Genomic DNA, 23,300 nt, shown 5'->3' on the forward strand with positions numbered 1-23,300 from the left:
GGCAACACTGCTAGCGATTCAGCACTGGCATGACGCATGGTATTTCGATATACCTGTCCTGGTCAATGCCGACGATCGGAGATAGTGATGCCCAGGTTCACCGCCAACGTGTCCCTGCTGTTCAGCGAGGTGCCGCTCGTCCAGCGGTTCGCCCTGGCCCGCGCCGCGGGGTTCGAGGCGGTGGAGTGCTGGTGGCCGTTCCCCACCGCGGATCCCGACGCCGCCCAGATCGGCGCGTTCGTCGACGCCCTGGACGCGGCGGGAGTCCGCCTCACCGGGATCAACCTCTTCGCCGGGGACATGCCGGCGGGCGAGCGCGGCATCGTCTCCCACCCGGACCGGGCGGACGAGCTGCGGAGGAACCTCGCGGCCGTCCGGACCGTCGTCGAGGCCACGGGCTGCGACAGGGTCAACGCGCTCTACGGGCAGCGGCTGGCGGGGCTTTCGTCAGCCGTCCAGGACGAGGCGGCGACCGGGAACCTCCGGCTCGCGGCGGACACCCTCGGCGATGCCGGCGTGACGGTCCTGGTCGAGCCGCTGACCCGCGGTGAGAACGGCGACTACCCGGTCCGGACCCTCGGCGACGCGTTCGCCGTCGCCGACCGGGCCGGTGACGGCGTCGCCGTCCTCTTCGACGCCTACCACCTGCACAACAACGGTTCGGACGTGGTCACGGACATCGCCGACCACGGCGCCGCCGTCGGCCACGTGCAGGTCGCCGACTCCCCCGGGCGGGGCGAGCCCGGCAGCGGGACGATCGACTATCCCGCCTTCTTCCGTGCCCTCGACGCCTCCGGCTACGCCGGCTGGGTCGGCTGCGAGTACCGCCCGACGGGCCCGACCGCGGACACCCTGGGCTGGCTGCGGGACGCCGCCGCAGCCCACGGGGGCTGAACCCGGCCGGGCTCACGCCACGGCCGGGCTCACTCCCCTGCCGGGCTCACGCCTCGACGGCGCCCGCCTTGCGCTCCAGCACCGAGCGCTCGGCGGCGTTCCCGCACAGCTCGGCCGCGCGCAGGTACTCGCCCCGGGCCTCGGCGGTGCGCCCGAGCCGCGCGAGCAGCTCGCCGCGCACGCCGGGCAGCAGGTGCGAGCCCGCGAGCGCGCCCTGGTCCACCAGGGCGTCCACCACCTGCAGCCCGAGGGCGGGGCCGCGCGCCATCGCGACCGCCACCGCGCGGTTCAGGTCCACCACCGGCGAGGGAGCCAGGCGGCCGAGCGCCTCGTAGAGCACGACGATCCGCTCCCAGTCCGTCTCGGCCACCGAGCGCGCCACCGCGTGACACTCCGCGATCGCCGCCTGCAAGGCGTACACCCCCATGCCGGACGGCCCGGTGGCCCGCCGCAGCGCGGCCCTGCCCCGGATGATCGCCGCCCGGTCCCACCGGCGCCGGTCCTGGTCCTCCAGGAGCACCGGCTCCCCCGCCGGCCCCACCCGGGCCGGAAACCGCGCTGCGGTCAGCTCGAGCAGAGCGAGCAAGCCGAACGTCTCCGGCTCGGGCGCGTGCCTGGCGAGCACGCGGGTCAGGCGCACGGCCTCACGGGCCAGGTCGTGCCGGATCCAGTCGTCCCCCGACGTCGCCGAGGAGCCTTCCGTGAAGATGACGTACAGCACGCCGCGCACCGACGAGAGCCGGGCGGCCCGGTCCGCGCCGTCGGGCAGCTCGAAGGGGACCTGCGCCGCGGCGATGGTCTTCTTGGCGCGCGTGATGCGCGCCTGCACCGTCGCTACCGGCACGAGGAACGCGCGCGCGATCTCGTCGCTCGTCAGGCCGCCCACGACCCGCAGCGTCAGCGCGATCTGCGCCTCCCTCGACAGCACGGGGTGGCAGGCCACGAACATGAGGGCGAGCACGTCGTCCTCGATCCGGTCCGGGTCGAAGGCGGCCGGGTCAGAACCCAGCTCACCTGCGACGATGCCCGTGGGGGACGCCGCTGACGGACCACCGGCGCCCGACGTCGCCTCCCCCTCGGCCAGGCCGTGCGCGAGCGCCGCGTAGCGTTCGTCCCGTCCGGCCCGGCGCCGGTAGGCGTCGATCGCCCGGCGTCGGGCCGTCGCGATCAACCAGGCCGCGGGATCGCGGGGCGTCCCGTCGCGTGGCCAGGAGACGAGCGCCGCGGCGAGCGCCTCCTGGGCCACGTCCTCGGCGAGCGCGAAGTCGCGGGTGTAACGGGTGAGCGCGCCCACGATGTGCGCGGACTCGATCCGCCAGACCGCCTCGACGGCCCGCCGCGCGGCGTCCTCGCCGGTCAGAGCTGACCCGGTCAGAGCTGGCCCGGTCAGTTCTGGCCGGTCGACTCGCGCCACGCGCGCTCCTTCTGGACGTACTCGTTGTCCTGGGGGAAGTCCTCCATCTGCTGGACGCGCCGGATCTCCAGCTTGCTCCCCGGCCCGGCGAGCGGTGCCCGCTTGGCCCACTCGACGGCTTCCTCCCGCGATGCGACGTCGACGATCCAGAAGCCGTTGAACAGCTCCTTGGTCTCGCCGTAGGGGCCGTCGGTCACGACGGGCGTCTCGGACGAGTAGTCGACGACGACGGAGTCGGTCTCGTCCGCGAGGCCCTCACCGGCGACGAGCACACCCGCCTGGACCATGTCCTCGTTGAACTTGCCCATGTCGTTCATGATCTTCTCGAAGTCCATGTTCTCGTAGACGGCCTTCGTCTCGTCGGTCGAGCGCATGATCAGCATGTACTTCGGCATGGTCTCTTCTCCTGTTGTTCCGGGCCCCCTGATGGGACCTTCTCACCCTCAGGTCGAACGGGAAACCGCTCGATCGACACAACCCGGATATTCCCTGAACGAATGCATGTCGAAGCATGGAGCAGGGGTTCTGCGCGTCACACACGCACGGCTTGCCACGTGCGCGGAACGTGCGGAACCCTTGAGTCTCATGACGCTCGAATCGATTGAGCCCGTGGGGGCCGATGCCCCCACGGCATCCGGCAAGTCCCCTCGGCGCCGCCAGACCTCGAAGCCCGCGAACTCGGGTCCGGTGAAGGGACATACGTCGAGCGACGGCGCTTCCCCGCGTGCCTGGGACGGACGCAGCAAGTTCCCGCACATCGGCGAGTACGGGTTCCTCTCGGACTGCGAGACCAACGCACTGATCGCGCCGTCGGGCAGCGTCGAGTGGATGTGCGTGCCCCGACCCGACTCACCCAGCATCTTCGCCAAGATCCTCGACCGGGGAGCCGGCTACTTCCGGGTGGGCCCGCACGGGGTGCGCGTGCCCGTCGCGCGCCGCTACCTGCCCGGCACGCTCATCCTCGAGACCACGTGGCAGACACCGACCGGCTGGCTCGTGGTGCGTGACGCGATGCTGATGGGTCCGTGGCACGACCTCGAGTCGCGCTCGGGCACGCACCGCCGCACCCCCACCGACGACGACGCCGAGCACATCCTGATGCGCACCATCAAGTGCGTCTCGGGCACGGTGGACCTCGACGTCGTGTGCGAGCCCCGCCCGGACTACGCCCGGTCCGACGTGGACTGGGAGTACGAGAACAGCGGGTACTCGTCGGTCGTGGCGCGTATCGGCGACTCCAACCCCGACCTGCACCTGAGCTCCAGCCTGCGGTTCGGGCTGGAGGGCAAGCGCGCCACCGCGCGCACGCGGATGACGGAGGGCGCGACGCACTTCGTCGCGATGTCGTGGGGCTCGCAGAGCGCGCCGACGACGTACGCGGGCGCCCTGGACGCGATGTGGCGCACCGAGCGGTTCTGGCGCGACTGGATCACGCAGGGCCAGTTCCCCGACCACCCGTGGCGCGCCTACCTCCAGCGGTCGGCGCTCACCCTGAAGGGGCTCACCTACTCGCCCACGGGCGCGCTGATCGCCGCCGCGACGACGTCCCTGCCCGAGACCCCGGGCGGCGAGCGCAACTGGGACTACCGGTACGCATGGATCCGCGACTCGACGTTCGCGCTCTGGGGCCTGTACACGCTCGGCCTGGAACGTGAGGCGAACGACTTCTTCGCGTTCATCCAGGACGTCTGTCGCGACAACCGGCAGCTCCAGATCATGTACGGCGTGGGCGGTGAGGAGACCCTGGAGGAGTTCGAGCTGCCGCACCTGTCGGGCTACGAGGGCGCGCAGCCCGTCCGTGTCGGCAACGCCGCGTACGACCAGCGGCAGCACGACGTGTGGGGCGCGGTGCTGGACTCCGTGTGGCTGCACGCCAAGTCGCGCGACCAGCTGCCCGAGTCGCTGTGGCCCATCCTCAAGCGGCAGGTCGAGGAGGCGGCGAAGCACTGGCACGAGCCCGACCGGGGCATCTGGGAGGTGCGCGGCGAGCCGCAGCACTTCACCAGCTCCAAGCTCATGTGCTGGGTCGCGATGGACCGCGGCGCCAAGCTCGCGCGGCTGTACGACGAGCCCGACTACGCCCAGTCGTGGCAGAAGATCGCCGACGAGATCGCCGACGACATCTGCACCAAGGGTGTGGACGAGCGCGGCGTGTTCACCCAGCGGTACGGCGACCCGGCGCTCGACGCCTCGCTCCTGCTCGTGCCGCTGCTGCGGTTCCTGCCGCCGGACGACCACCGCGTCAAGGCGACGGTGCTGGCGATCGCGGACGAGCTCACCGAGGACGGCCTGGTCCTGCGCTACCGCACGGAGGAGACCGACGACGGCTTGCAGGGCGAGGAGGGCACCTTCACCATCTGCTCGTTCTGGCTCGTGTCGGCGCTGGTCGAGATCGGTGAGGTGGAGCGCGCCAAGGCACTGTGCGAGCGGCTGCTCGGCTACGCGTCGTCGCTCAACCTCTACGCCGAGGAGATCGAGCCGGGCAGCGGCCGGCACCTGGGGAACTTCCCGCAGGCGTTCACGCACCTGGCACTGATCAACGCCGTGATGCACGTGATCAAGGCGGAGAACGGCGAGGCGGAGAAGGGCTACTTCGGAGTCACCCGCCCGGTCTGACCTTCCGCGCCTGCCCGGCCCCGGTGGTCGGGCCTGTCCCCGGTGGTCGGGCCTGTCGAGACCCAGTTCTCGACAGGCTCGACCACCGGGATCTTTCTTTCGGGGACCCCTTGCGCCGTTTGGCTAATAGGCGTAGCTTTCTGGCTATGACGAACAACCAGAGCGAACCGCTCGCCTTCCTTGCCCGACCCGAGGGCAACATCGCCTACAGCGACACGGGCGCGGGACCGCTCGTCGTCGCCGTCCCGGGCATGGGTGACCTCCGGTCCACCTACGACGACGTCGTACCCGCGCTCGTCGCCGCCGGCTACCGCGTGGTCGTCGCCGACCTGCGCGGCCACGGCGACTCGGACACCACGTTCCGCACGCACGGCGACGACGCCACCGGCTCGGACCTCGTCGCGCTCGTCGAGCACCTCGGTGCGGGCCCCGCCGTGCTGGTCGGCAACTCGATGGGCGCCTCCGCCTCCGCCTGGGCCGCCGCAGAGCGCCCCGACCTGGTGCGAGGCCTCGTCCTGCTCAGCCCCTACCTGCGCCAGCCGGGCTCCCCGGGCCTGCAGAAGGTCATGGGCGTCGCCTACCGGGTGCTCTTCGCCCGGCCCTGGGGCGCCGCGTTCTGGAGCTCCTTCTACTCCTCGATCTCGAAGGGCCGCCGCTCGCCCCGGCACGCGGAGCACGTCGCCGCGATCCGCCGGAGCATGAGCGAACCGGGTCGGCTGCGCTCCTTCCGCGACCTCGCGATCGCCCTCGACCACTCGGTCGTCGAGGCGCGGCTGCCCGCGGTCAAGGCTCCGGCCCTCGCGCTGGTCGGCTCCGTCGACCCCGACTTCTCCGACCCCGCCGCGGAGCTCGCCTGGATCACCGGCGCGATCGACGCCCGCGGCGTCCTGGTCCCCGACGTGGGCCACTACCCGCAGCACCAGGCGCCCGACGTCGTCGTGCCCGCGGTGCTCGAGTTCCTGGCCGCTCTCCCGGCGCCGCCCGCCACCGCCGGCGGCACCGCCACCGACACGGCCGCGCAGGCCGGGGACGGCGGTCAGCGTGCCTAGGGCAGGCCTGTCCCCTGACGCTGTCGTGCGCCTGGCGATCGAGGTGGTGGACGCGGGCGGACCCACCGGCTTCGCCGACCTGACGCTCGCGAAGATCGCCGCGAAGGCCGGAGTCGCCGCCCCCAGCCTCTACAAGCACGTGGGCTCGCTGGCCGACCTCCGGCGCGAGGTCACGGTGATCGCCGTCCGGGAGCTCACGGCGGTGGCGACCTCGGCGACGGTGGGCCGCGCGGGGGCCGAGGCCCTCCGGGAGCTGGCGACCGCTTGGCGCACCTACGCCCTCGACCACCCCGGGCGGTACGCGGCGACGCAGATCGGCCCGGACCCGGACGACCCCGCCGACGCCACGCTCCGCGACGCGGCGGCTGAGAGCGTCCAGGTGGTCGTCGCCGTCCTGCGCGGCTTCGGCCTGCCGGACGACCGGGTGATCGACGCCGTCCGGGCGGTCCGCGCCGGCGTGCACGGCTTCGTGACCCTGGAGCTCGGCGGCGGCTTCCGCATGCGGGAGGACGTCGACCAGAGCTTCACCGTGCTGCTCGACATGCTCGTGGCGGGAGTCGCCGCGCTCGCGCCGTCCGCCGCACCACCGGGCGACACCGCCACGGGGAGCCGGCCATGACCACCGCCCGCTGGACCCGCGTCGCCTTCGTCGCCGCCGGTCTCTCGTTCCTCCTCTTCCCGCTGCTGCGGCCCTGGCCCGACGAGACGGCCGCCACGACCGAGCTCGCCACGGCCTTCGCATCCGACCGCTGGGTGGTGGCGCACCTGTGCGGGATCCTCGGCCTCGCCCTCCTCGCCCCCGCACTGCTGGGCCTGCGGACGGTCCTCGCCCAGGCCGGTCCGGCCGACGGCGGCGGCGGCGCCGCGTACAGGGCCGGTGCCGGCACCGTGACCTGGGCGCTCGTCACGGCATGGGTCGGCGCCGGTTGCGCGGCGCTCTACTTCGGTGCCGAGATCTTCGGTATCCGCACCATCGCGGAAGCCGCACTGCGGGACGACGACCTCGGGCTGCTCGCCGACGTCGAGGTGCTGCGCATGCAGCCGTGGGCCGTGACCCTGTTCGCAGCGGGACTGCTCCTGCTCGCGGCGGCCGGCGTGCTGCTCGCCGTCGCCCTGTGGCGCTCCGGCGCCCGGCCGAGGTGGGCCGGCGTGCCGCTCGCGATCGGCCTGGTGCTCCTGCTGCCGCAGTTCTTCGGCGGGCCGGAGGTGCGGATCACGCACGGGTTCCTCGTCGCGGCGGGTTGCGTGCTCGTCGCCCTGAGCGTGCGCGGCAGCTCGGAGCCCGGTCCGAGCCGCTAGCTGCGGACGACTCGTTGTGGACAACGCTGTGGATACGACAGAGGCGTGAGCCCCGGACGGGACTCACGCCTCTGTCGTCACAGCCGGCTGACGTGTCAGTCGCTGCCGAAGCTGCTGATGAGCGTCACGAGACGCAGCAGCTCGAGGTACAGCCAGATCAGCGTCACCAGCAGGCCGAAGGCCGCCGCCCACGCCATCCTGGCCGGCACGCCCGCCTCGACACCACGCTTGATGGAGTCGAAGTCGACGATCAGGGACGCCGCGGCCAGGCCGACGGCGACCAGTCCGACGATCACGCCGATCGGACCGTTGCGCATGCCGAAGCCCTCCAGGACACCCGTCATCAGCAGCACGAAGTTGATCAGGCTGAAGAGGGCGTAACCCAGCAGGGCGAACATGAGCCAGCGAGTGAACTTGGGCGTCACCCGGACCTTGCCGCTCCGGAACAGGAACAGGCTCACCGCGAACACCGAGGCGGTACCGAGCACCGCCTGCCACACGGCGCCTTCGGCCATCTGGTTGAACATCAACGAGATCGCGCCGAGGAACGCACCCTCGAACACCGTGTAGGCCACGATGAGCGCGGGGCTCGGGTTGCGCTTGAAGGCGTTGACCAGGCCGAGGATCAGGCCGCCGACCAGACCGACGATCATGACCATGCCAAGCATCGGGCGGGGCACCAAGGTCCACGTCGCCGCGGCCACCACGACCAGGAGGGCGAGCAGCCCACCGGTCTTGATGATCACGTCGTCGTAGGTCATGCGCCTGGTGTCCGCCGTGGTCGCGGACGGCGACTGGTACATCGCGTCGAGGTCCGACGCGTCGACCGGCTGACCCGCACCGTACTGGCCGTACTGGCCAGGCTGCGGCGCGGTGCCATATGCGGGACTCTGGTTGGGATAGGTGGCGGTGCCGCCGCGGCGTGCGCCAGCTGCACCGGTGCGACGGGGCTCACCGAAGACGTCGCTTCTCGAAAAGACGGGGTTGCTCATCTGCTCCTCCTGGTCTGTCTGACCATCCTAGGGAACGCTGGGAAGGCCTCAGGAGTTCCCGGGTCATACCTTCGGATGAACTGGGTCCGTCCAAGGGATGATCCGGGCCCGTTATGGGTGCGGTGGGCACCATCGGATCCCTAGTCTCGTAGTAACCAGTCTTGTCGTGACCGACCAGTGACCGCAGAGGCCACCCCGGCGTGCCAGATGGAAGGGCAAGTAATGATCGAGGCCAGAGGCCTGACGAAGAGGTACGGCGCGAAGACAGCCGTGGACGGTGTCACGTTCACCGTGCAGCCCGGCCAGGTGACGGGCTTCCTGGGCCCGAACGGCGCCGGCAAGTCGACCACCATGCGCATGATCGTGGGGCTCGACAGACCGACTTCCGGCACGGTCACCGTGAACGGAAAGCCGTACGCCGCGCACCGCCGTCCGCTCGCCGAGGTGGGCGCGCTGCTCGACGCGAAGGCGGTGCACACCGGGCGGACGGCGCGCAACCACCTGCTCGCCATGGCAGCCACCCATGGCATCCCGACCAAGCGGGTCGACGAGGTGATCGAGCTCACAGGTCTGCGTCCCGTCGCCACCAAGCGGGTGGGCGGTTTCTCCCTCGGCATGGGCCAGCGCCTCGGTATCGCGGCGGCCCTGCTCGGCGACCCGCGCACGCTCATCCTCGACGAGCCCGTCAACGGGCTCGACCCCGAGGGTGTGCTCTGGGTCCGCAACATCGCGAAGTACCTGGCGTCGGAGGGCCGCACGGTCTTCCTGTCCAGCCACCTGATGAGCGAGGTCGCCCTCACGGCCGACCACGTGCTCGTCATCGGCAAGGGCCGCATCCTCGCCGACGCCCCGGTCTCCGAGATCGTCGACGGCGCCGAGCGCAAGCTCGTGCGGGTCCGGTCGCCGCAGGCCACGGAGCTCGCAGAGCTCCTCAAGGCCCAGGACGCCCAGGTGGACGGCGTCGAGCCGGGCCTGATCGAGGTCCGCGGCAGCACCGCGGCCGCGGTCGGCGAGCTCGCCGCCCTGTCGAGGATCGTGCTGCACGAGCTCACGCCCGTCGCGTCCACGCTCGAAGAGGCGTACATGTCGCTGACCGCCGATTCGGTGGAGTACCAGTCCGAGGGCATCGCGGGCCACGCGGGCACGCAGTCCGATCTTGAGGGGAGCAAGGCATGAGCGCGACGGTCACCGCCCCGGCAGGCGGACCTGCGCCGGGCACGACGGCGGGGTCCACCCCGGTGCAGAACGTCACCTTCTGGCGCGTGCTGCGCTCCGAGTGGATCAAGCTGTGGTCGCTGCGCTCGACGTGGTGGACGCTCGGCTCGACGGTCGTGGTCATCGTCGGCTTCGCGCTCATGATGGCGCTCATCGTGCAGCTCGTCGGGAACGAGATGGAGGGCGCGGCGCCGGAGGACCAGGCCGCCATGGGCGGGATGCTCGGCGGGACCATGGTCGTGAGCGCCGGATTCGAGATGGCGGCCCTCGTGGTCGCGGTGCTCGGTGCCCTGATGATCACCGGCGAGTACTCCACCGGGATGATCCGTTCGACGTTCGCGGCGGTTCCCAGCCGGCTCCCCGCGTTCTTCGGCAAGGCAGTGGTGCTGGCACTCGTGACGGCGGTGCTCATCACCGTCTCGCTCGCACTGAGCTGGCTCGTCACCTACCCGATCCTGAACTCGAACGACGCCACGGTGGACTTCGGCGACGGTGACCAGGTCCGATCACTGTTCGGCACGGTGCTGTACGTGATGCTCGTGGCGCTCTTCGCGCTGGGGCTCGGCGCCCTGCTGCGGCACACGGCGGGCGCGATCTTCACGGTGGTCGCGATCTTCCTCGTGATCCCGACGATCGTCCAGATCGCCACCTTCGCGGCGTCCCAGCTGGAGTGGGTGGGCACGGTGAACAAGCTGCTGCCCAGCGTGGCCGGCGCGCAGATCACCCCGAACGCCGGGGCGTTCCCCGACGTGCTCGACCCGTGGGTGGGCGTCAGCGTCCTGGCCGGCTACACGGTGCTGGTGCTGGCCGGCGCGGCGGCGCGCCTCAAGCTCCAGGACGCGTAGCGGATCCGGCCTCGGCCCCGCGGCCCGCACCGACGTCCTTCGGGACGAAGCGTGCGGGCCGCGGGGCCGCGGCGTTCCGGTCGCATGCCGTCGCACGCTGCGCCATCGTGGATTTGCGGACCTGAAGAAGCCGGGCCCCATCCTGAGCTCCGATCGGAGGGCGCACCATGGCGCGCGACAGGAACCCCGTCACCCACGAACCAGATCTCCACGCCCAGGACGGCGACCGTCTGACGACGGCGCAGGGCGCCGGTGTGGACGACACCAACCACTCCCTCACCGCCGGTCCCCGCGGCCCGGTGCTGCTCGAGGACCATCACCTGCGCGAGAAGATCACGCACTTCGACCACGAGCGGATACCCGAGCGCGTGGTCCATGCCCGCGGCGCCGGCGCGCACGGCGTCTTCCGCGCGTACGGCAACGCGGCGTCCGTGACGAAGGCCGCCTTCCTGGCCACGCCCGACGAGGAGACCGAGGTCTTCGTCCGGTTCTCGACGGTGCTCGGCTCGCGCGGGTCCGCGGACACAGTGCGCGACGTGCGGGGCTTCGCCACCAAGTTCCACACCCGGGAGGGCACCTTCGACCTCGTGGGCAACGACTTCCCGGTGTTCTTCATCCAGGACGCCGTCAAGTTCCCCGACATCATCCATGCGGGCAAGCCGGAGCCCGACCGGGAGATCCCGCAGGCGCAGAGCGCGCACGACACGTTCTGGGACTTCATCGGGTCCCACACGGAGTCCACGCACATGGCGATGTGGGCGATGTCGGACCGCGGCATCCCGCGCAGCTACCGCACGATGGAGGGGTTCGGCGTCCACACCTTCCGGATGGAGGCGGCCGACGGGTCGACGTCGCTCGTGAAGTTCCACTGGAAGCCCGTGCTGGGCGTGCACTCCCAGGTGTGGGAGGAGGCGCAGATCACCCAGGGTGCCGACCCGGACTTCCACCGCCGCGACCTCTACGACGCCATCGCGGCGGGCGCGTTCCCGCAGTGGGAGCTGGGGCTGCAGATCATGCCCGACACCGCTGACGAGATGTTCGAGGGCATCGATCTGCTGGATCCCACCAAGATCGTGCCGGAGGAGATCTGCCCGGTCCAGACCGTCGGCCTCCTGACCCTCACCGAGGCCCCGGAGAACTTCTTCGCCGAGACGGAGCAGGTGGCGTTCCACGTGGATCACGTGGTGCCCGGCATCCAGGTCACCAACGACCCACTCATGCAGGGCCGCCTGTTCTCCTACCTGGACACGCAGCTCACGCGGCTCGGCGGCCCGAACTTCGCCCAGCTGCCCGTGAACCGGCCCCGCGCGGCGGTGAACGACATGTTCCGTGACGGCATGCACCAGCAGGCCGTGCACAGGGGTGTCGTGACCTACAAGCCGAACCAGATCGACGACGACCGTCCGGTGGCCGAACCCGACGGTGACGGCGTGTTCGTCACGCTCCCGACGCCCGTCTCGGGCGAGAAGGGCCGCCACCACCCGGTGTCGTTCACCGACCACTTCAGCCAGGCCCGCATGTTCTGGCTGTCGCTGACACCGGTGGAGCAGGCGCACGAGGTCGAGGCGTTCACGTTCGAGCTCGGCAAGTGCCTGCGCCAGGAGGTCAAGGAGCGCGTGCTCAGGTCGCTCGCCCGCGTCGACTCCGACCTGGTCCGGCGGGTTGCGGCCGGGCTCGGACTCCCGGTCCCCGAGGGGGAGGTGCCCGACGGCGTCATGCCGTCCCCCGCGCTGTCCCAGATCCCGGCCGAGCCCGGCCGCGTGGACGGTCGAGTGGTCGGTGTCCTGGTGGCCGAGGGCGGCGACCTGACGCCGGTCTCCGACCTCCGGACCGCCTACTCCGACGAGAACGTGGTGGTCCGCGCGATCGCCGCGCACGGCGGAGAGGTCTCGGGCGCCTCGGGCGAGACGGAGACGGTGGAGCGCACGCTGCTCACCACCCGCTCGGTGGAGTACGACGCCGTGGTGGTCGCCCCGGGCGTCGCCGGCAGTGCCCTGGCCGCGGACCCGCGCACCGCCGTCCTGCTCCTGGAGGCGTTCCGGCACGGGAAGGCGATGGTCGCCCTCGGCGACGGCGTCGACCTGCTCACCAGCTCCGGCGTCGACACCTCGGCGCCCGGTGTGCTGACCTGCGACGGTGTGCGGGACTGCGTGCAGCCGCTGCGGGACGCCCTCGGGATGCACCGGTCCTGGGAACGGCTGGCCGTGTTCGCGGGGTGAGCAGGGTCGCTGGATGGGCGTCGGCGAGCTGGGTGCGGCCATATGGGTCAGGCACCGCAGACGCCATCCGACTTCCAAAGACTCGGTTGCAAAGATCTTCTTGCAAAGAGATGTTGGCATGCGTAGAGTGGGCGGCACGCGCCACCCCACCGGACCCCGCAGCCAGGAGATCGCCATGAGCGCCTACGTCCCCACCGCCCGCACCGCCGTTCCGCAGCCCCTCGGGATCCCCCGTGCGGCCACGTCCGCCCGGGTCAGGCAGCCCGCGACACCGAGGCGGCCCGACCCCGAGGCGCAGCGTCGCGAGATCGAGCGCGTCGAGCGACAGCGCGCCCAGGCCGAGCGCGTGCGCGACAACATGGCAGCCCGTCACCCGCTCTCCCTGCGCTGACCGGCACGCCGCCGCGCACCGGCCGCGCACGGTCCCGGCCACGCCGAGTGGGTAACGTCCTGCCTATGGCGACAGCACGCAAGGACTCCTCGGGCCGGCAGGCGGACCGGGGCACTCCCTCCACGGCGTCCCGGACGCCACGCGCCGTGCCCGATCCGGCCGGGTCCACTGCCCCAGGCCCGCCGGCCGAGCTCGGTCCCGCGGCTCTGCGCGCGCTCGCCCACCCGCTGCGCATCCGCATCCTCGATCTGCTGCCGATCCGCGGCCCGCTCACGGCCAGCAAGCTCGGCGAGATAGTGGGTGAGTCCAGCGGTTCCACGAGCTACCACCTTCGCCAGCTGGCCAAGCACGGCCTCGTCCGCGAGGTGGAGGGCAAGGGCACAGCCCGGGAACGTTGGTGGGAGCGCACCCCCGGTGGGTTCAGCATCTCCAGCGCGGGAAAGGACTCACCCGCAGGCCGGCAGACAGCCGAGGCCGTCAACATGGAGTTCCTGCGTCTCCGCAACGAACGCGTGATGGCTTTCGTCCGCACGGGACAGGCGGTGGACGAAGAGACGCTGAAGACCTGGCAGGGTGCCGCCACGTTCGTCACGACCAACAAGTGGGCCACGCCGGCACAGACCAAGGCGGTCATCGAGGCATGGGAGCGGTTCGCGGCGGAGCATCTCGACCCGCTGACCGGGCAGGAGGGCGAGCCGGGAGCCGTGCCGTTCGAGGTCCACTTCGACGTCTTCCCCACGGTCGACCCCCACGGCAACCCGCTCTGACACCTACGGTCTGCCGTGAGCAGATCTGCGGTGGGCAGAGATCGCTACCGTGCGGGCGGGGGCGGGGCGATCGTGGGGACATGACCGAGACACCGCACACCCAGCCCTTCGACGATCACCTCGCGTCGCGCTTGCTCCACCAGCGGATCGTGCTCATCGGCACCGAGATCGACGACGCCGTCGCCAACCGCGTGACCTCGCAGCTCCTGCTGCTCTCCGCCGAGGACCCCGGCGCCGAGATCAGTCTCTACATCAACTCCCCCGGCGGCTCCATCAGCGCCGGGCTCGCGGTCTACGACACGATGAGGCTCCTGCCGAACGCCGTCTCGACGGTCGCCGTCGGGTTCGCCGGCAGCATGGGGCAGTTCCTGCTCACCGCGGGCACCAAGGGCAAGCGCTACGCCCTGCCGCACGCGCGGATCATGATGCATCAGCCGGCAGGCGGTATCAGCGGTACGACGAGCGACGTCGTCATCCAGGCCGAGAACATCCGGTACGTCAAGGACGTGATGACCAGGCTGCAGTCCGAGCACACGGGCCAGCCCGTCGAGACGGTCGCGGCCGACTCCGAGCGCGACCGCTGGTTCACCGCGGAGCAGGCCCTGGCCTACGGCATGATCGACAAGATCGTGGACCAGGTGAACGACGTCCGACCGGGCGGAAAACGACGCGCCGGCCTCTGAGGTCTCATGCCGCGAGCAGCGCTGCCTCGCCTCGCCTGCCGGTGCCGGAGGTACCAGCCGGCGCGGTGTGCCCGGCCTGCAGGGGGTGGCGGGACGACGAGAAGCCGGCCGCACGGCGAGCCGCGGACGACAGCACCCGGACCCGGCGGCTCTCTTCCTGTGCCGCCAGCGCGAGGGCAAGCTCCGCCCAGGCCCGCTCCACCAGGTCGACGAGGCGCATGCCGAGCGCCTCGCACACGGCGGCGAGCACCTCGGAAGAGGCTTCCTTGCGCCCCCGCTCCACCTCGGACAGATAGGCGGTGGACACCCGGGCGTCGGTGGCGACGTCGGCCAGCGTGCGGCGCTGCTCCCGCCGGGTGCGCCGCAGGATGCCGCCCACCAGGTCACGGAGCAACGGTTCGCGGGTGTGTTCGAGCGTGCCGGGTCTCGCCCCTGGCCCGCCCTCGTCCGTGGTGCCGAGCCCAGCAGTACGTGCAGTACCTGTTGAGATCATTGCCATCTGCCCACTCCCGCCGTTGGTACCCGTCACGGTACCCAACCCCACTGACACCGCGGGTCGTTCCGGCGTCTGCTCCTGGCGTAACGCCCGAGAGCGAAGCCAGGGTGCGTGTCAGTGGCTCCTGGCACCATGGGACCACCGACCAGGAGAGGACAGTGGTGTTCGGATCTATCGAGGTGCGCGGAGCTCGCGAGAACAACCTGCAGGGAGTCTCGATCGACATCCCCAAACGGAAGCTGACCGTGTTCACGGGGGTCTCCGGCTCGGGCAAGAGCTCGCTCGTGTTCGGCACCGTCGCCGCCGAGTCGCGGCGCCTGATCGACGAGACGTACTCGGCATTCCTCCAGGGCTTCATGCCGTCCCGACCGCGGCCCGACGTCGACACCCTGTCGAACCTGTCGGCCGCGATCGTCGTGGACCAGGAGCCCATGGGCGCCAACGCGCGCTCGACGGTCGGCACGGCCACCGACGCCTACACGATGCTGCGGATCATCTGGTCCCGGCTCGGCCAGCCGCACATCGGCGGGTCCAACCTCTTCTCCTTCAACGACCCGCAGGGCATGTGCGCCAACTGCGAGGGTCTGGGCCGCGTGTCCGCCGTCGACACCGACGCGCTGGTGGACCGCAGCAAGTCGCTGAACGAGGGCGCCATCACGTTCCCAAACTTCGGGGTCGGCAGCTGGTACTGGAAGGTCTACGCCGAGTCCGGCCTGTTCGACGTCGACAAGCCGCTGGCGGACTACACCGAGACCGAGTGGCACGACCTGATGTACGGCGCGGAGCGCAAGATCGTCGCGGGCGGCATCAACGTCACCTACGAGTCGCTGGTCCCCAAGATCACGCGCCTCTACCTCGTCAAGGACGTCGAGTCGATGAAGGGCGCGATGCGGGCCGCCGTCGACCGGCTCGCCACGTTCACGGCCTGCCCGGCGTGCGGCGGCACGCGGCTCAACGATAGGGCGCGGTCGTCGCTGGTCAAGGGCAAGCACATCGGCGAGGCGGCTGCCATGCAGCTCACCGACCTCGCCGAGCTGGTGCGCGACCTCGCGGACCCGCAGGTCCAGCCCGTCCTCGACGGTCTGGGCGATCTGCTCGCCACCTTCGAGCAGATCGGGCTGGGGTACCTGTCGCTGGACCGGGAGTCGTCGTCGCTGTCGGGCGGTGAGGCCCAGCGCACCAAGATGGTGCGGCACATGGGATCGGCCCTGACGGACATGACCTACGTGTTCGACGAGCCGACGATCGGTCTGCACCCCCACGACGTGCGACAGATGAACGCGCTGCTCCAGCGCCTGCGGGACAAGGGCAACACGGTGCTCGTCGTGGAGCACAAGCCCGAGGTCATGGCCGCTGCCGACCACCTCGTCGACATGGGCCCGGGTGCCGGCACCCACGGCGGCACGGTGGTCTACGAGGGTGACATCGCGGGACTGCGCAACTCAGGAACCGCGACGGGCAAGCACCTGGACCAGGCGGTCACGGTCAAGCAGACTCCACGCACCCGGACGGGAGCGCTCCGGATCGAGCACGCGACCCTGCACAACCTCCAGGACGTCTCGGTCGAGGTCCCGCTCGGGATGCTCGTCGCCGTGACGGGCGTGGCCGGATCGGGCAAGAGCTCCCTCATCCACGGCTGCCTGCCGCGCGACAGCGTGACGTTCGTCGACCAGTCGGTGATCCGCGGGTCGCGCCGGTCCAACCCCGCGACCTACACGGGCATCCTCGAGCCCATCCGCAAGCAGTTCGCCCGCGCGAACGGCGTCAAGCCCGCGCTCTTCAGCGCGAACTCCGCCGGTGCGTGCCCGGAGTGCAAGGGTGTCGGCCTCATCTACACCGACCTCGCGTTCATGGCGGGGGTCGCGAGCCCGTGCGAGGCATGCGGCGGCAAGCGGTTCACGGACGAGGTGCTGGGCTACACCCTGCGCGGCAAGAACATCGCCGACGTGCTCGCGATGTCGGTCGAGGAGGCGCTGGGCTTCTTCACGGAGAAGGCGATCCAGCCGATGCTGTCCCGGCTGTCCGACGTCGGGCTGCACTACATCTCTCTCGGGCAGCACCTGAACACGCTGTCCGGCGGCGAGCGGCAACGGCTCAAGCTCGCGATCGAGATGGGCAGCGACACCCCGGTCTTCGTGCTCGACGAGCCCACCGCGGGCCTGCACATGCAGGACGTCGACAACCTGGCCGGCCTGCTCGACCGCTTGGTCGACTCCGGCCGGTCCGTGATCGTCGTCGAGCACAACCTGTCGGTCGTCGCGCGTGCCGACTGGGTCATCGACATGGGACCGGGCGGCGGGCACGACGGCGGCCGCGTAGTCTTCGAGGGAAGTCCAGCCGACCTGGCGCGAGAAGAAGCATCACTGACCGGCCGCCACCTCGCCGAGCTGATCGCGTGACGGGTTGATCGCGTGCGAGCTGATCGCATGACCTGAAGGTCTCGGGTGCCCCCACCCGGGTTCGAACCGGGACTGTGCCGGGTTTAAGCCGGCTGCCTCTGCCAGTTGGGCTATGGGGGCGCACCCAGAGACTACTGCGCCGAGGTAGTCGTCTGGCGAGGTAGTCACGCAGCGAGGTAGTCCCGCGCATCGCGCTACGGGACTACCTCGCCGGCTGACTACCTCGCCAGACGGCTACCTCGGCGGAAGCAGAGCGGGCGGGCAGGTCAGGGCTTGGAGCCCGACTCGGCACGCTCGGCGGACGACTCCGCCTTCTGCTCGACCTTCTCGCTGGTCTGCTTCGGCGGCACGGACGCGTTGCGGAACTCCTGGCGGGGGTCGTGCAGCGAGCCGAGCGAGACCAGCTCGCGGCCCATGAGGAACTGCCCGATCCAGCCGATCAGGATGCGGATCTTGCGGTTGCCGGTCGGCATCGCCATGACGTGGTAGCCGCGGTGGGCGACCCACGCCGGGAACCCGCGCAGCTTGATGAAGCCGAACAGCTCGGCGACACCCTTGTAGAGACCGAGCGACGCGACGACACCGAGGTTCTTGTGGTCGTAGTCGACGGCGGGCTTGTCCTTGTAGAGCGCGACGATGTTGTCGGCCAGGCGCACGGCCTCGCGAATCGCGTGCTGCGCGTTCGGCGGGCAGAACTTGCCGGGGTTGTTGACGTCCGGCACGGCGGCGCAGTCCCCGGCGGCCCAGGCGCCTTCGACGATCTCGCCGTCCTCCGAGGCGACCTGCAGCGTGGGGAGCACGATGACGCGGCCCAGCTTGTCGAACGGGAGGTCGGACGCCTCCTTGATGACCGGGTTCGCCTTGACGCCAGCGGTCCACACGATCGTCTCGGTGTCGAACTCGACGCCCGTCGAGGTCACGACGTGCCCGTCCACGCAGGACGAGAGGAAGGTGTTGAGGTGGAACTCGATGCCGCGCTTCTTCAGCTCGGCGAGGGCGTACTCGCCCATCGGCTCCGTGACCTCGGGCAGGATGCGCCCGGCGCCCTCGATCATGACGAACCGGAGGTCGGACGCCTCGATCGTCTGGTACTGCCGTGTCGCGTAACGCGCCATGTCCTCGATCTCGGCGAGCGCCTCGATACCGGCGAACCCGCCACCGACGAAGGTGAACGTGAGCATGCGCTTGCGCAGGTCGGCGTCCCACGTGGAGGACGCGACGTCCATCCGGTTGATGACGTGGTTGCGGACCGCGATGGCCTCTTCGACGTTCTTGAAGCCGATGGCCGACTCCGCGAGGCCGGGGATGGGCAGCGTGCGCGACACCGAGCCGAGGCCGACGACCAGCTGGTCGTACGACACCTCGTACTCGTCGCCCGACTCGGGCTGGATCTTCACGTGCTTGCGCCCGTGCTCGATCCCGGTGACCTTGCCCTGCAGCACGTCGATGCCCTTGAGGGCCTTGCGGTGCGGCGCCACGACGTCGCGGGCGTCAATCGACCCAGCGGCCGCCTCGGGCAGGAAGGGGGCGTACGTCATGTACGGCCGCGGGTCGACGACGACGATGGCCGCCTCCCGCTTCTTCAGCTTCTTACGCAGGCGGCGCGCCACGTAGAGGCCGACGGACCCGCCGCCGAGCACCACGATGCGCGGCACCTTCCGCGGGCGCGGCGTGCTCGCCGTATCGGAAGCATGGCTGACCGAGGTCAGGTCGTTCTGAGGCATGATTCCCAGGGTACCGCGAGCGTCGCATCCGTACTGACACGACAAAGAGCGGCGTGGGCGTGATGCACACCACGCCGTCGTCGCCGCTGCAGGAACTTCCTCGATCCTCTGGCAGCCATAACGGACCACCGCCGCCGGGAGTTCCCGGCTGGCGGCGGTCCGTCAGCGGCACCAGAACGGGTGTCAGTCGGCCTGCGTCGCCTCGAGGGTCGGCTCCCGGGACCCGCTGCCCGACGTCGGCCGCTCGCCCGGGCGAACCGGCTCCCCTGCAGGGTCGCTCGCCGGGTGGTCGCTGCCGGGGCGCCCCTGGTTCGGCTCACCGGATTCGCCCGGCTCGTCGGAGCCTGCGTCCGAGTTCGAGTCCGTGCCCGTGCCCGAGCCCGAGCCCGCACCGGCGGCTCCGCCGTCGTCGATCGCCGTCGGCGCCTTGAGGAACGGCCACGGCATCTCCTGCGGCTGCACGCCCGTGGGTGGGACCGGGTACTCCTGCCCCTCGAGGTCGTAGAGGTCGCCGTCCCCGTCGGGCCCGCCGATCTGTTCGGCGAGCAAGGCCCTGAGCGGGTAGACGTTCCAGCGCGTGCGACCGTCGGACGCGGTGGCGGGCTGGAAGCTCCAGTCGCCCGCGACGTCGGGCACGGACCAGGTGTCCCAGGTCGCGTCGCTCCCGATCGTGCGCACGGGCCGACCCCGGTCGTCGAAGAGCTGCACGTCGCGGATCGGGTCACCTGCCGCGTCGTAGGCGAAGAGGTTGCTGACCCGCATGCCGTCGACCCAGACGCCGTCCACCTCCGGGCCGTTCCCCGCGCCGTCCTGAGAGACCAGTGCGTTGTTGAAACCCTCGTCGAAGCCCGAGTCGAAGCCCGAGTAGTAGTCGGCCACGACCGGCCGAGAGTCCGCCTCGACGTCCGTCACCATGGGGATCGCGAGGAGGGCCGCGGCGACCGACGCGACGGCGACGGCACGCGGGAACCAGGTCCAGCGCGGGATCCACCGGCCACGCCCCCACTGGACGCTCACGACGATCGCCGCGATGACCAGGATCCGACCAGCGGTCGAGGACGGCCAGAGCGTGACGTCGGCCATACCGAACGGCCACATGACGACCTGCGCGCCGACCCAGCCGCGCAGGATCCACCAGGCCGGGGCGATCGACCTCGCGAACTCCACGAACGCCGCCCAGCCCGGCGTGCTCGTCAGAGGCCTCCAGAAGGAACGCCACCGCTCGGACATCACCGTCCAGGCCTCGCCGATCGCGTGGCCAGGCCCCCGCCCGGCCCGTGCCCCGGCGGCGGGCGGTAGCCCCGCAGCCGTGCGCAGCTCGGTCGCGTACTCGTCGGCAGGTCCGAAGCGCACGGCCAGGTCGAGGGCCTGGGTGCCCGCCCCGTCGGCAGGGGCTGCCGCCTCGTCGAGGACCGCCTCGGTGAGGTCGGCCTCGAGCCCGTCCGTGAGATCGTCGACGGCGTCCTGCCCGAGGTCCGCCAGGTGCAGGCGCACCGCCTGCGCGTAGCCGCGCACGTGGGCGGACAGGGCGTCACTGCTGGTGATGGTGCTCATCGAGCTGCCTCGTTCCTCTCGCCGAGAAGTCCGGCCACCGTGCCGGCGAACTCCTGCCACTCCTTGCGCTGGATGTTCAGCGCCTCCCGCCCGTGCGGGGTGATGCCGTAGTACTTGCGGTGCGGGCCCTCTTCCGACGGCACCACGTAGCTGGTGAGCGAGCCGCTCGCGTAGAGGCGGCGCAACGTCCCGTAGACGGAGGCCTCACCGGACTCGACGCCGCGGGCGCGCAGCCGCCGGACGATGTCGTATCCGTACCCGTCCTCCTGCTCGACGACCGCGAGCACCGCGGCGTCAAGCACTCCCTTGAGCAGCTGTGTCGTATCCACGGACAGCACGGTACCGCGCAATGCGTAATAGTGCGACGAAACACGCCGGCGCCCACCGCCGCCGTGCCCCGCCGCCGTGCCACGCCGACGGGTTCACGCCGACGGGTTCACGCCATGGACAGCGCGATCCCGTCGAGGATGTCGTGCTCGCTGGTCACCACGCTGGTGAGCGAACCACCGGCCGCCGCGACGTCGGCCGCGACGCGGGTGATCACCTCGGACCAGACAAGGGCGCCCGCGGCGATCACGTCGACCCGCCCCGGGTGCAGGAAGCCCATGGCCACCCGCTCGGCTCGCGGCGCCGCCACCAGGGCGGCGCAGGAGTCCAGCACCGTCTGCACGGGCAGCTCCGCCTGGTTCACGCGCTCGCGCCGGTACTCCGTCAGCCCCAGCGCGTGCGCGGTCACGGTGGTGATCGACCCGGCCAGCCCGACCAGGGTGGCCGTCTTCGCGAGCGGGACCACGCGGGCGGCGTCGTCCAGGTGGGACCGCACGTCCGCGCGGGCGGCCTCGATCTCGGCCGCCGACGGCGGATCGCTGTGCAGGTGCCGTTCCGTCATCCGCACCGACCCGATGTCCATGGAGACGCTCGCGTCCACCGAACCGGTGCCGAGCACCAGCTCCGTGGATCCACCGCCGAGGTCGACCACGAGGAACGGGCCGGCGTGCGCCTCCGCGACCGCACCGGTGGCTCCGCGGAACGACAGCTGGGCCTCCTCACCGCCCGTGATGACCTCGACGTCGACACCGAGCGCCGCCCGGACGCCGTCGAAGAACTCGTCCCGGTTCCGCGCGTCCCGCGTGGCCGACGTCGCCACGAACCGCACCCGCTGCGCCCCCGCGGCCTCGATCGCGGCCGCGTAGTCGCGGGTCGCCGTGAGCGTGCGCGCCAGCGCCTCGGGTGCGAGCTCACCGGTGCGGTCCACACCCTGGCCCAGCCGCACGACCTCCATGCGGCGGTCGAGCTCGGTGAGGTTTCCGGCGGCGTCGACGTCCGCGAGGAGCAGGCGGATCGAGTTGGTGCCGCAGTCGATCGCGGCTACGCGAGAGGAAGTCACGGGAGGATTCTCCCAGGCGTCCCGGCTACGGACCGTCGGACGTGCCGGTTCCGCGAGAAACCTCACGTGGTCGTGACCGCGACCGTCGTGCCTCGAACGGTCGCGTAGCCGCGACGGTCGCGCTCAGTACGAGGTTCAGCAGGTGCAGCGGTCCGGCCGCCAGGTGTCCTTGGCCAGGCCGAGCGCCTCGTCGCCGAGGGGGTTCACGCCCGGTCCGGCGGCCAGCGCGTGCGCGAAGAGCACGTGCAGGCACTTGACGCGGGTCGGCATGCCCCCGGCCGAGATCCCCGAGATCTCCTCGACGTGGCCGATGGCCTCCCGCTCGGCGAGGTAGTGCTCGTGCGCCTTCCGGTACGCGGCGGCGAGCTCCTCGTCCGTCTCGAGCCGCGCCGTCATCTCCTTCATCACGCCGTTCGCCTCCAGCGTCGAGGCCGCGGCGACCGCACCGGGGTGCGTCAGGTAGAAGACGGTCGGGAACGGAGTGCCGTCGGGCAGCCGGGGCGCCGTGCGCGCCACCGTCGGACGGCCGCACACGCAGCGCGCCGCGATCCCCACGACGCCGCGCGGCTCGCGGCCGAGCTGCTCGGCCAGGACGCGCAGATCGTCGTCGGACACGGTTTCAGTCGCGGTGTTCACCCACCCATTGTCTCCCAGGACGCGGACTGCCCGACGGCCGGGCGGCCCATGGCAGAGCAGGGCAGAGCAGTGCAGGGCAGAGCAGTGCAGGGCGCGGGCGGATCGCCGGCGGACTACTCGTCGCCGCCGGCGATCCGCACGGAGTCCCACACGCTCGTGAACCAGGGGGCGTCCGCGTCCGCGGACGCCTCGGGCGACGGCTCGACGACGCCGGGGCCCGGCTCCTCCTGCTCGACGGAGTCGGTGTCGAGCGGGCGCCACACCTTGTCCCCGGGCATGACGAACCGCAGCCGAGACCGCGCCTGCTCGATCACGTACGACCGGTCGTCCCAGCGCTCGAGCTCGGTCTCGAGCTGCTCCTTCTGGTCCTGCTGCTGACTCAGCTCGGACCGCAGCTCGCGCAGCTCGGCCTGCTGCGTCACGACGGCTCGAACCGTCGGCAGCAGCAGCACCACCGCGAGGAGCACCACCACGGACAGCACCATCGCGCGGACCGTCAGCACCTCGGGCAGCACGAGGCCGAAGCTGCCGCGCTTGCGCTCGGCACGCGGCGGCAAGCCACCGGAGCTGACCGCGGTACGGCGACGCGGCTGCGTGGGTCGCTTCGCCCCGCCGCCCGACGTCGGGCGCGCGGTCCTGGGGGCAGCCGTGCCGGGGCGCGCGGCGGACCGGGCCGGGGCGCTCCGCGGCGCGGCCGTGCGGCGGCCCGCGGACGACGGC

At 71.2% G+C, this 23,300-nt stretch carries 22 protein-coding genes and 1 tRNA gene; 12 read left to right on the forward strand and 11 right to left on the reverse strand.

The genetic code is table 11. The features are described from left to right. Positions 1–87 precede the first annotated feature (87 nt). Positions 88–894 carry a hydroxypyruvate isomerase family protein gene (locus tag LUU90_RS24270; protein WP_275006647.1) on the forward strand — a complete coding sequence of 269 codons (807 nt, stop codon included), beginning with the start codon at positions 88–90 and terminating at the stop codon, positions 892–894. Between the two features lie 46 nt (positions 895–940). Here the strand turns inward: LUU90_RS24270 and LUU90_RS24275 are convergent, their stop codons facing one another. Further along, positions 941–2,254 (reverse strand): RNA polymerase sigma factor, encoded by a 1,314-nt coding sequence (locus tag LUU90_RS24275; RefSeq protein WP_275006697.1) that lies wholly within the window; start codon positions 2,252–2,254, stop codon positions 941–943. A gap of 26 nt (positions 2,255–2,280) precedes the next feature. Next, positions 2,281–2,703: a YciI family protein gene (locus LUU90_RS24280; protein ID WP_275006649.1), complete on the reverse strand. Its 423-nt coding sequence runs from the start codon at positions 2,701–2,703 to the stop codon at positions 2,281–2,283. Between the two features lie 190 nt (positions 2,704–2,893). Here LUU90_RS24280 and LUU90_RS24285 point away from each other — a divergent pair, with 190 nt between their 5' ends. The 4 genes from LUU90_RS24285 (at position 2,894) to LUU90_RS24300 (ending at position 7,272) form a co-directional block, all read left to right on the forward strand. Beyond that, on the forward strand, positions 2,894–4,924 hold the full coding sequence (locus LUU90_RS24285; RefSeq protein ID WP_275006651.1) for a glycoside hydrolase family 15 protein: 2,031 nt from the start codon (positions 2,894–2,896) through the stop codon (positions 4,922–4,924). 146 nt (positions 4,925–5,070) lie between these two features. Next, positions 5,071–5,973 carry an alpha/beta fold hydrolase gene (locus LUU90_RS24290; RefSeq protein WP_275006652.1) on the forward strand — a complete coding sequence of 301 codons (903 nt, stop codon included), beginning with the start codon at positions 5,071–5,073 and terminating at the stop codon, positions 5,971–5,973. Continuing rightward, complete coding sequence (locus LUU90_RS24295) at positions 5,966–6,592, forward strand: TetR/AcrR family transcriptional regulator (protein WP_275006654.1); 627 nt, start codon at positions 5,966–5,968, stop codon at positions 6,590–6,592. Before LUU90_RS24290 ends, LUU90_RS24295 begins: the two co-directional genes overlap by 8 nt. Beyond that, positions 6,589–7,272 carry a hypothetical protein gene (locus tag LUU90_RS24300; RefSeq protein WP_275006655.1) on the forward strand — a complete coding sequence of 228 codons (684 nt, stop codon included), beginning with the start codon at positions 6,589–6,591 and terminating at the stop codon, positions 7,270–7,272. Before LUU90_RS24295 ends, LUU90_RS24300 begins: the two co-directional genes overlap by 4 nt. A 95-nt stretch (positions 7,273–7,367) precedes the next feature. On the opposite strand, the gene LUU90_RS24305 is transcribed toward LUU90_RS24300, so the two are convergent. Beyond that, complete coding sequence (locus LUU90_RS24305) at positions 7,368–8,264, reverse strand: Bax inhibitor-1/YccA family protein (RefSeq protein WP_275006657.1); 897 nt, start codon at positions 8,262–8,264, stop codon at positions 7,368–7,370. A gap of 222 nt (positions 8,265–8,486) precedes the next feature. Here LUU90_RS24305 and LUU90_RS24310 point away from each other — a divergent pair, with 222 nt between their 5' ends. The 6 genes from LUU90_RS24310 (at position 8,487) to LUU90_RS24335 (ending at position 14,384) form a co-directional block, all read left to right on the forward strand. Continuing rightward, complete coding sequence (locus tag LUU90_RS24310; RefSeq protein ID WP_275006659.1) at positions 8,487–9,440, forward strand: ABC transporter ATP-binding protein; 954 nt, start codon at positions 8,487–8,489, stop codon at positions 9,438–9,440. Next, positions 9,437–10,324, forward strand: coding sequence for an ABC transporter permease subunit (locus tag LUU90_RS24315; protein ID WP_275006661.1), 888 nt, complete (start codon positions 9,437–9,439; stop codon positions 10,322–10,324). Before LUU90_RS24310 ends, LUU90_RS24315 begins: the two co-directional genes overlap by 4 nt. A 167-nt stretch (positions 10,325–10,491) precedes the next feature. Then, positions 10,492–12,543, forward strand: coding sequence for a catalase (locus tag LUU90_RS24320; protein ID WP_275006663.1), 2,052 nt, complete (start codon positions 10,492–10,494; stop codon positions 12,541–12,543). A gap of 175 nt (positions 12,544–12,718) precedes the next feature. Then, positions 12,719–12,934, forward strand: a complete 216-nt coding sequence (locus tag LUU90_RS24325) for a hypothetical protein (RefSeq protein WP_275006665.1) — start codon at positions 12,719–12,721, stop codon at positions 12,932–12,934. Positions 12,935–12,999: 65 nt separating this feature from the next. Further along, positions 13,000–13,701: an ArsR/SmtB family transcription factor gene (locus LUU90_RS24330; RefSeq protein WP_275006667.1), complete on the forward strand. Its 702-nt coding sequence runs from the start codon at positions 13,000–13,002 to the stop codon at positions 13,699–13,701. 80 nt (positions 13,702–13,781) lie between these two features. Further along, positions 13,782–14,384 carry a ClpP family protease gene (locus LUU90_RS24335; RefSeq protein ID WP_275006669.1) on the forward strand — a complete coding sequence of 201 codons (603 nt, stop codon included), beginning with the start codon at positions 13,782–13,784 and terminating at the stop codon, positions 14,382–14,384. Between the two features lie 4 nt (positions 14,385–14,388). On the opposite strand, the gene LUU90_RS24340 is transcribed toward LUU90_RS24335, so the two are convergent. Continuing rightward, entirely contained in the window at positions 14,389–14,883 is a 495-nt protein-coding gene (locus LUU90_RS24340) for a helix-turn-helix domain-containing protein (RefSeq protein ID WP_275006672.1), read from the reverse strand. Positions 14,884–15,038: 155 nt separating this feature from the next. On the opposite strand from LUU90_RS24340, the gene LUU90_RS24345 reads away from it, so the two are divergent. Continuing rightward, the gene (locus LUU90_RS24345) at positions 15,039–17,279 is read left to right on the forward strand and encodes an excinuclease ABC subunit UvrA (RefSeq protein ID WP_275006674.1); all 2,241 of its coding nucleotides are present in this window, start codon (positions 15,039–15,041) and stop codon (positions 17,277–17,279) included. A gap of 46 nt (positions 17,280–17,325) precedes the next feature. On the opposite strand, the gene LUU90_RS24350 is transcribed toward LUU90_RS24345, so the two are convergent. The 7 genes from LUU90_RS24350 to LUU90_RS24380 all read right to left on the reverse strand — a co-directional run. Beyond that, positions 17,326–17,399: transfer RNA gene (locus LUU90_RS24350), tRNA-Leu, on the reverse strand. A 146-nt stretch (positions 17,400–17,545) separates the two neighbouring features. After that, entirely contained in the window at positions 17,546–19,003 is a 1,458-nt protein-coding gene (locus tag LUU90_RS24355) for an NAD(P)/FAD-dependent oxidoreductase (protein WP_275006676.1), read from the reverse strand. 183 nt (positions 19,004–19,186) lie between these two features. Next, entirely contained in the window at positions 19,187–20,557 is a 1,371-nt protein-coding gene (locus tag LUU90_RS24360; protein WP_275006678.1) for a hypothetical protein, read from the reverse strand. Further along, on the reverse strand, positions 20,554–20,886 hold the full coding sequence (locus LUU90_RS24365; RefSeq protein WP_275006680.1) for a PadR family transcriptional regulator: 333 nt from the start codon (positions 20,884–20,886) through the stop codon (positions 20,554–20,556). The genes LUU90_RS24360 and LUU90_RS24365 overlap by 4 nt, the downstream gene beginning before the upstream one ends. Before the next feature lie 107 nt (positions 20,887–20,993). Then, complete coding sequence (locus tag LUU90_RS24370; RefSeq protein WP_275006681.1) at positions 20,994–21,944, reverse strand: Ppx/GppA phosphatase family protein; 951 nt, start codon at positions 21,942–21,944, stop codon at positions 20,994–20,996. Between the two features lie 135 nt (positions 21,945–22,079). Beyond that, positions 22,080–22,580, reverse strand: a complete 501-nt coding sequence (locus LUU90_RS24375) for a DUF501 domain-containing protein (RefSeq protein WP_275006683.1) — start codon at positions 22,578–22,580, stop codon at positions 22,080–22,082. Positions 22,581–22,693: 113 nt separating this feature from the next. Next, the coding region (locus LUU90_RS24380; protein ID WP_275006685.1) for an FtsB family cell division protein at positions 22,694–23,300 on the reverse strand (607 nt) is incomplete at its 5' end.

The organism is Promicromonospora iranensis (assembly GCF_028994775.1).
In the GTDB taxonomy this organism is placed as follows: Bacteria; Actinomycetota; Actinomycetes; order Actinomycetales; family Cellulomonadaceae; genus Promicromonospora; species Promicromonospora iranensis_A.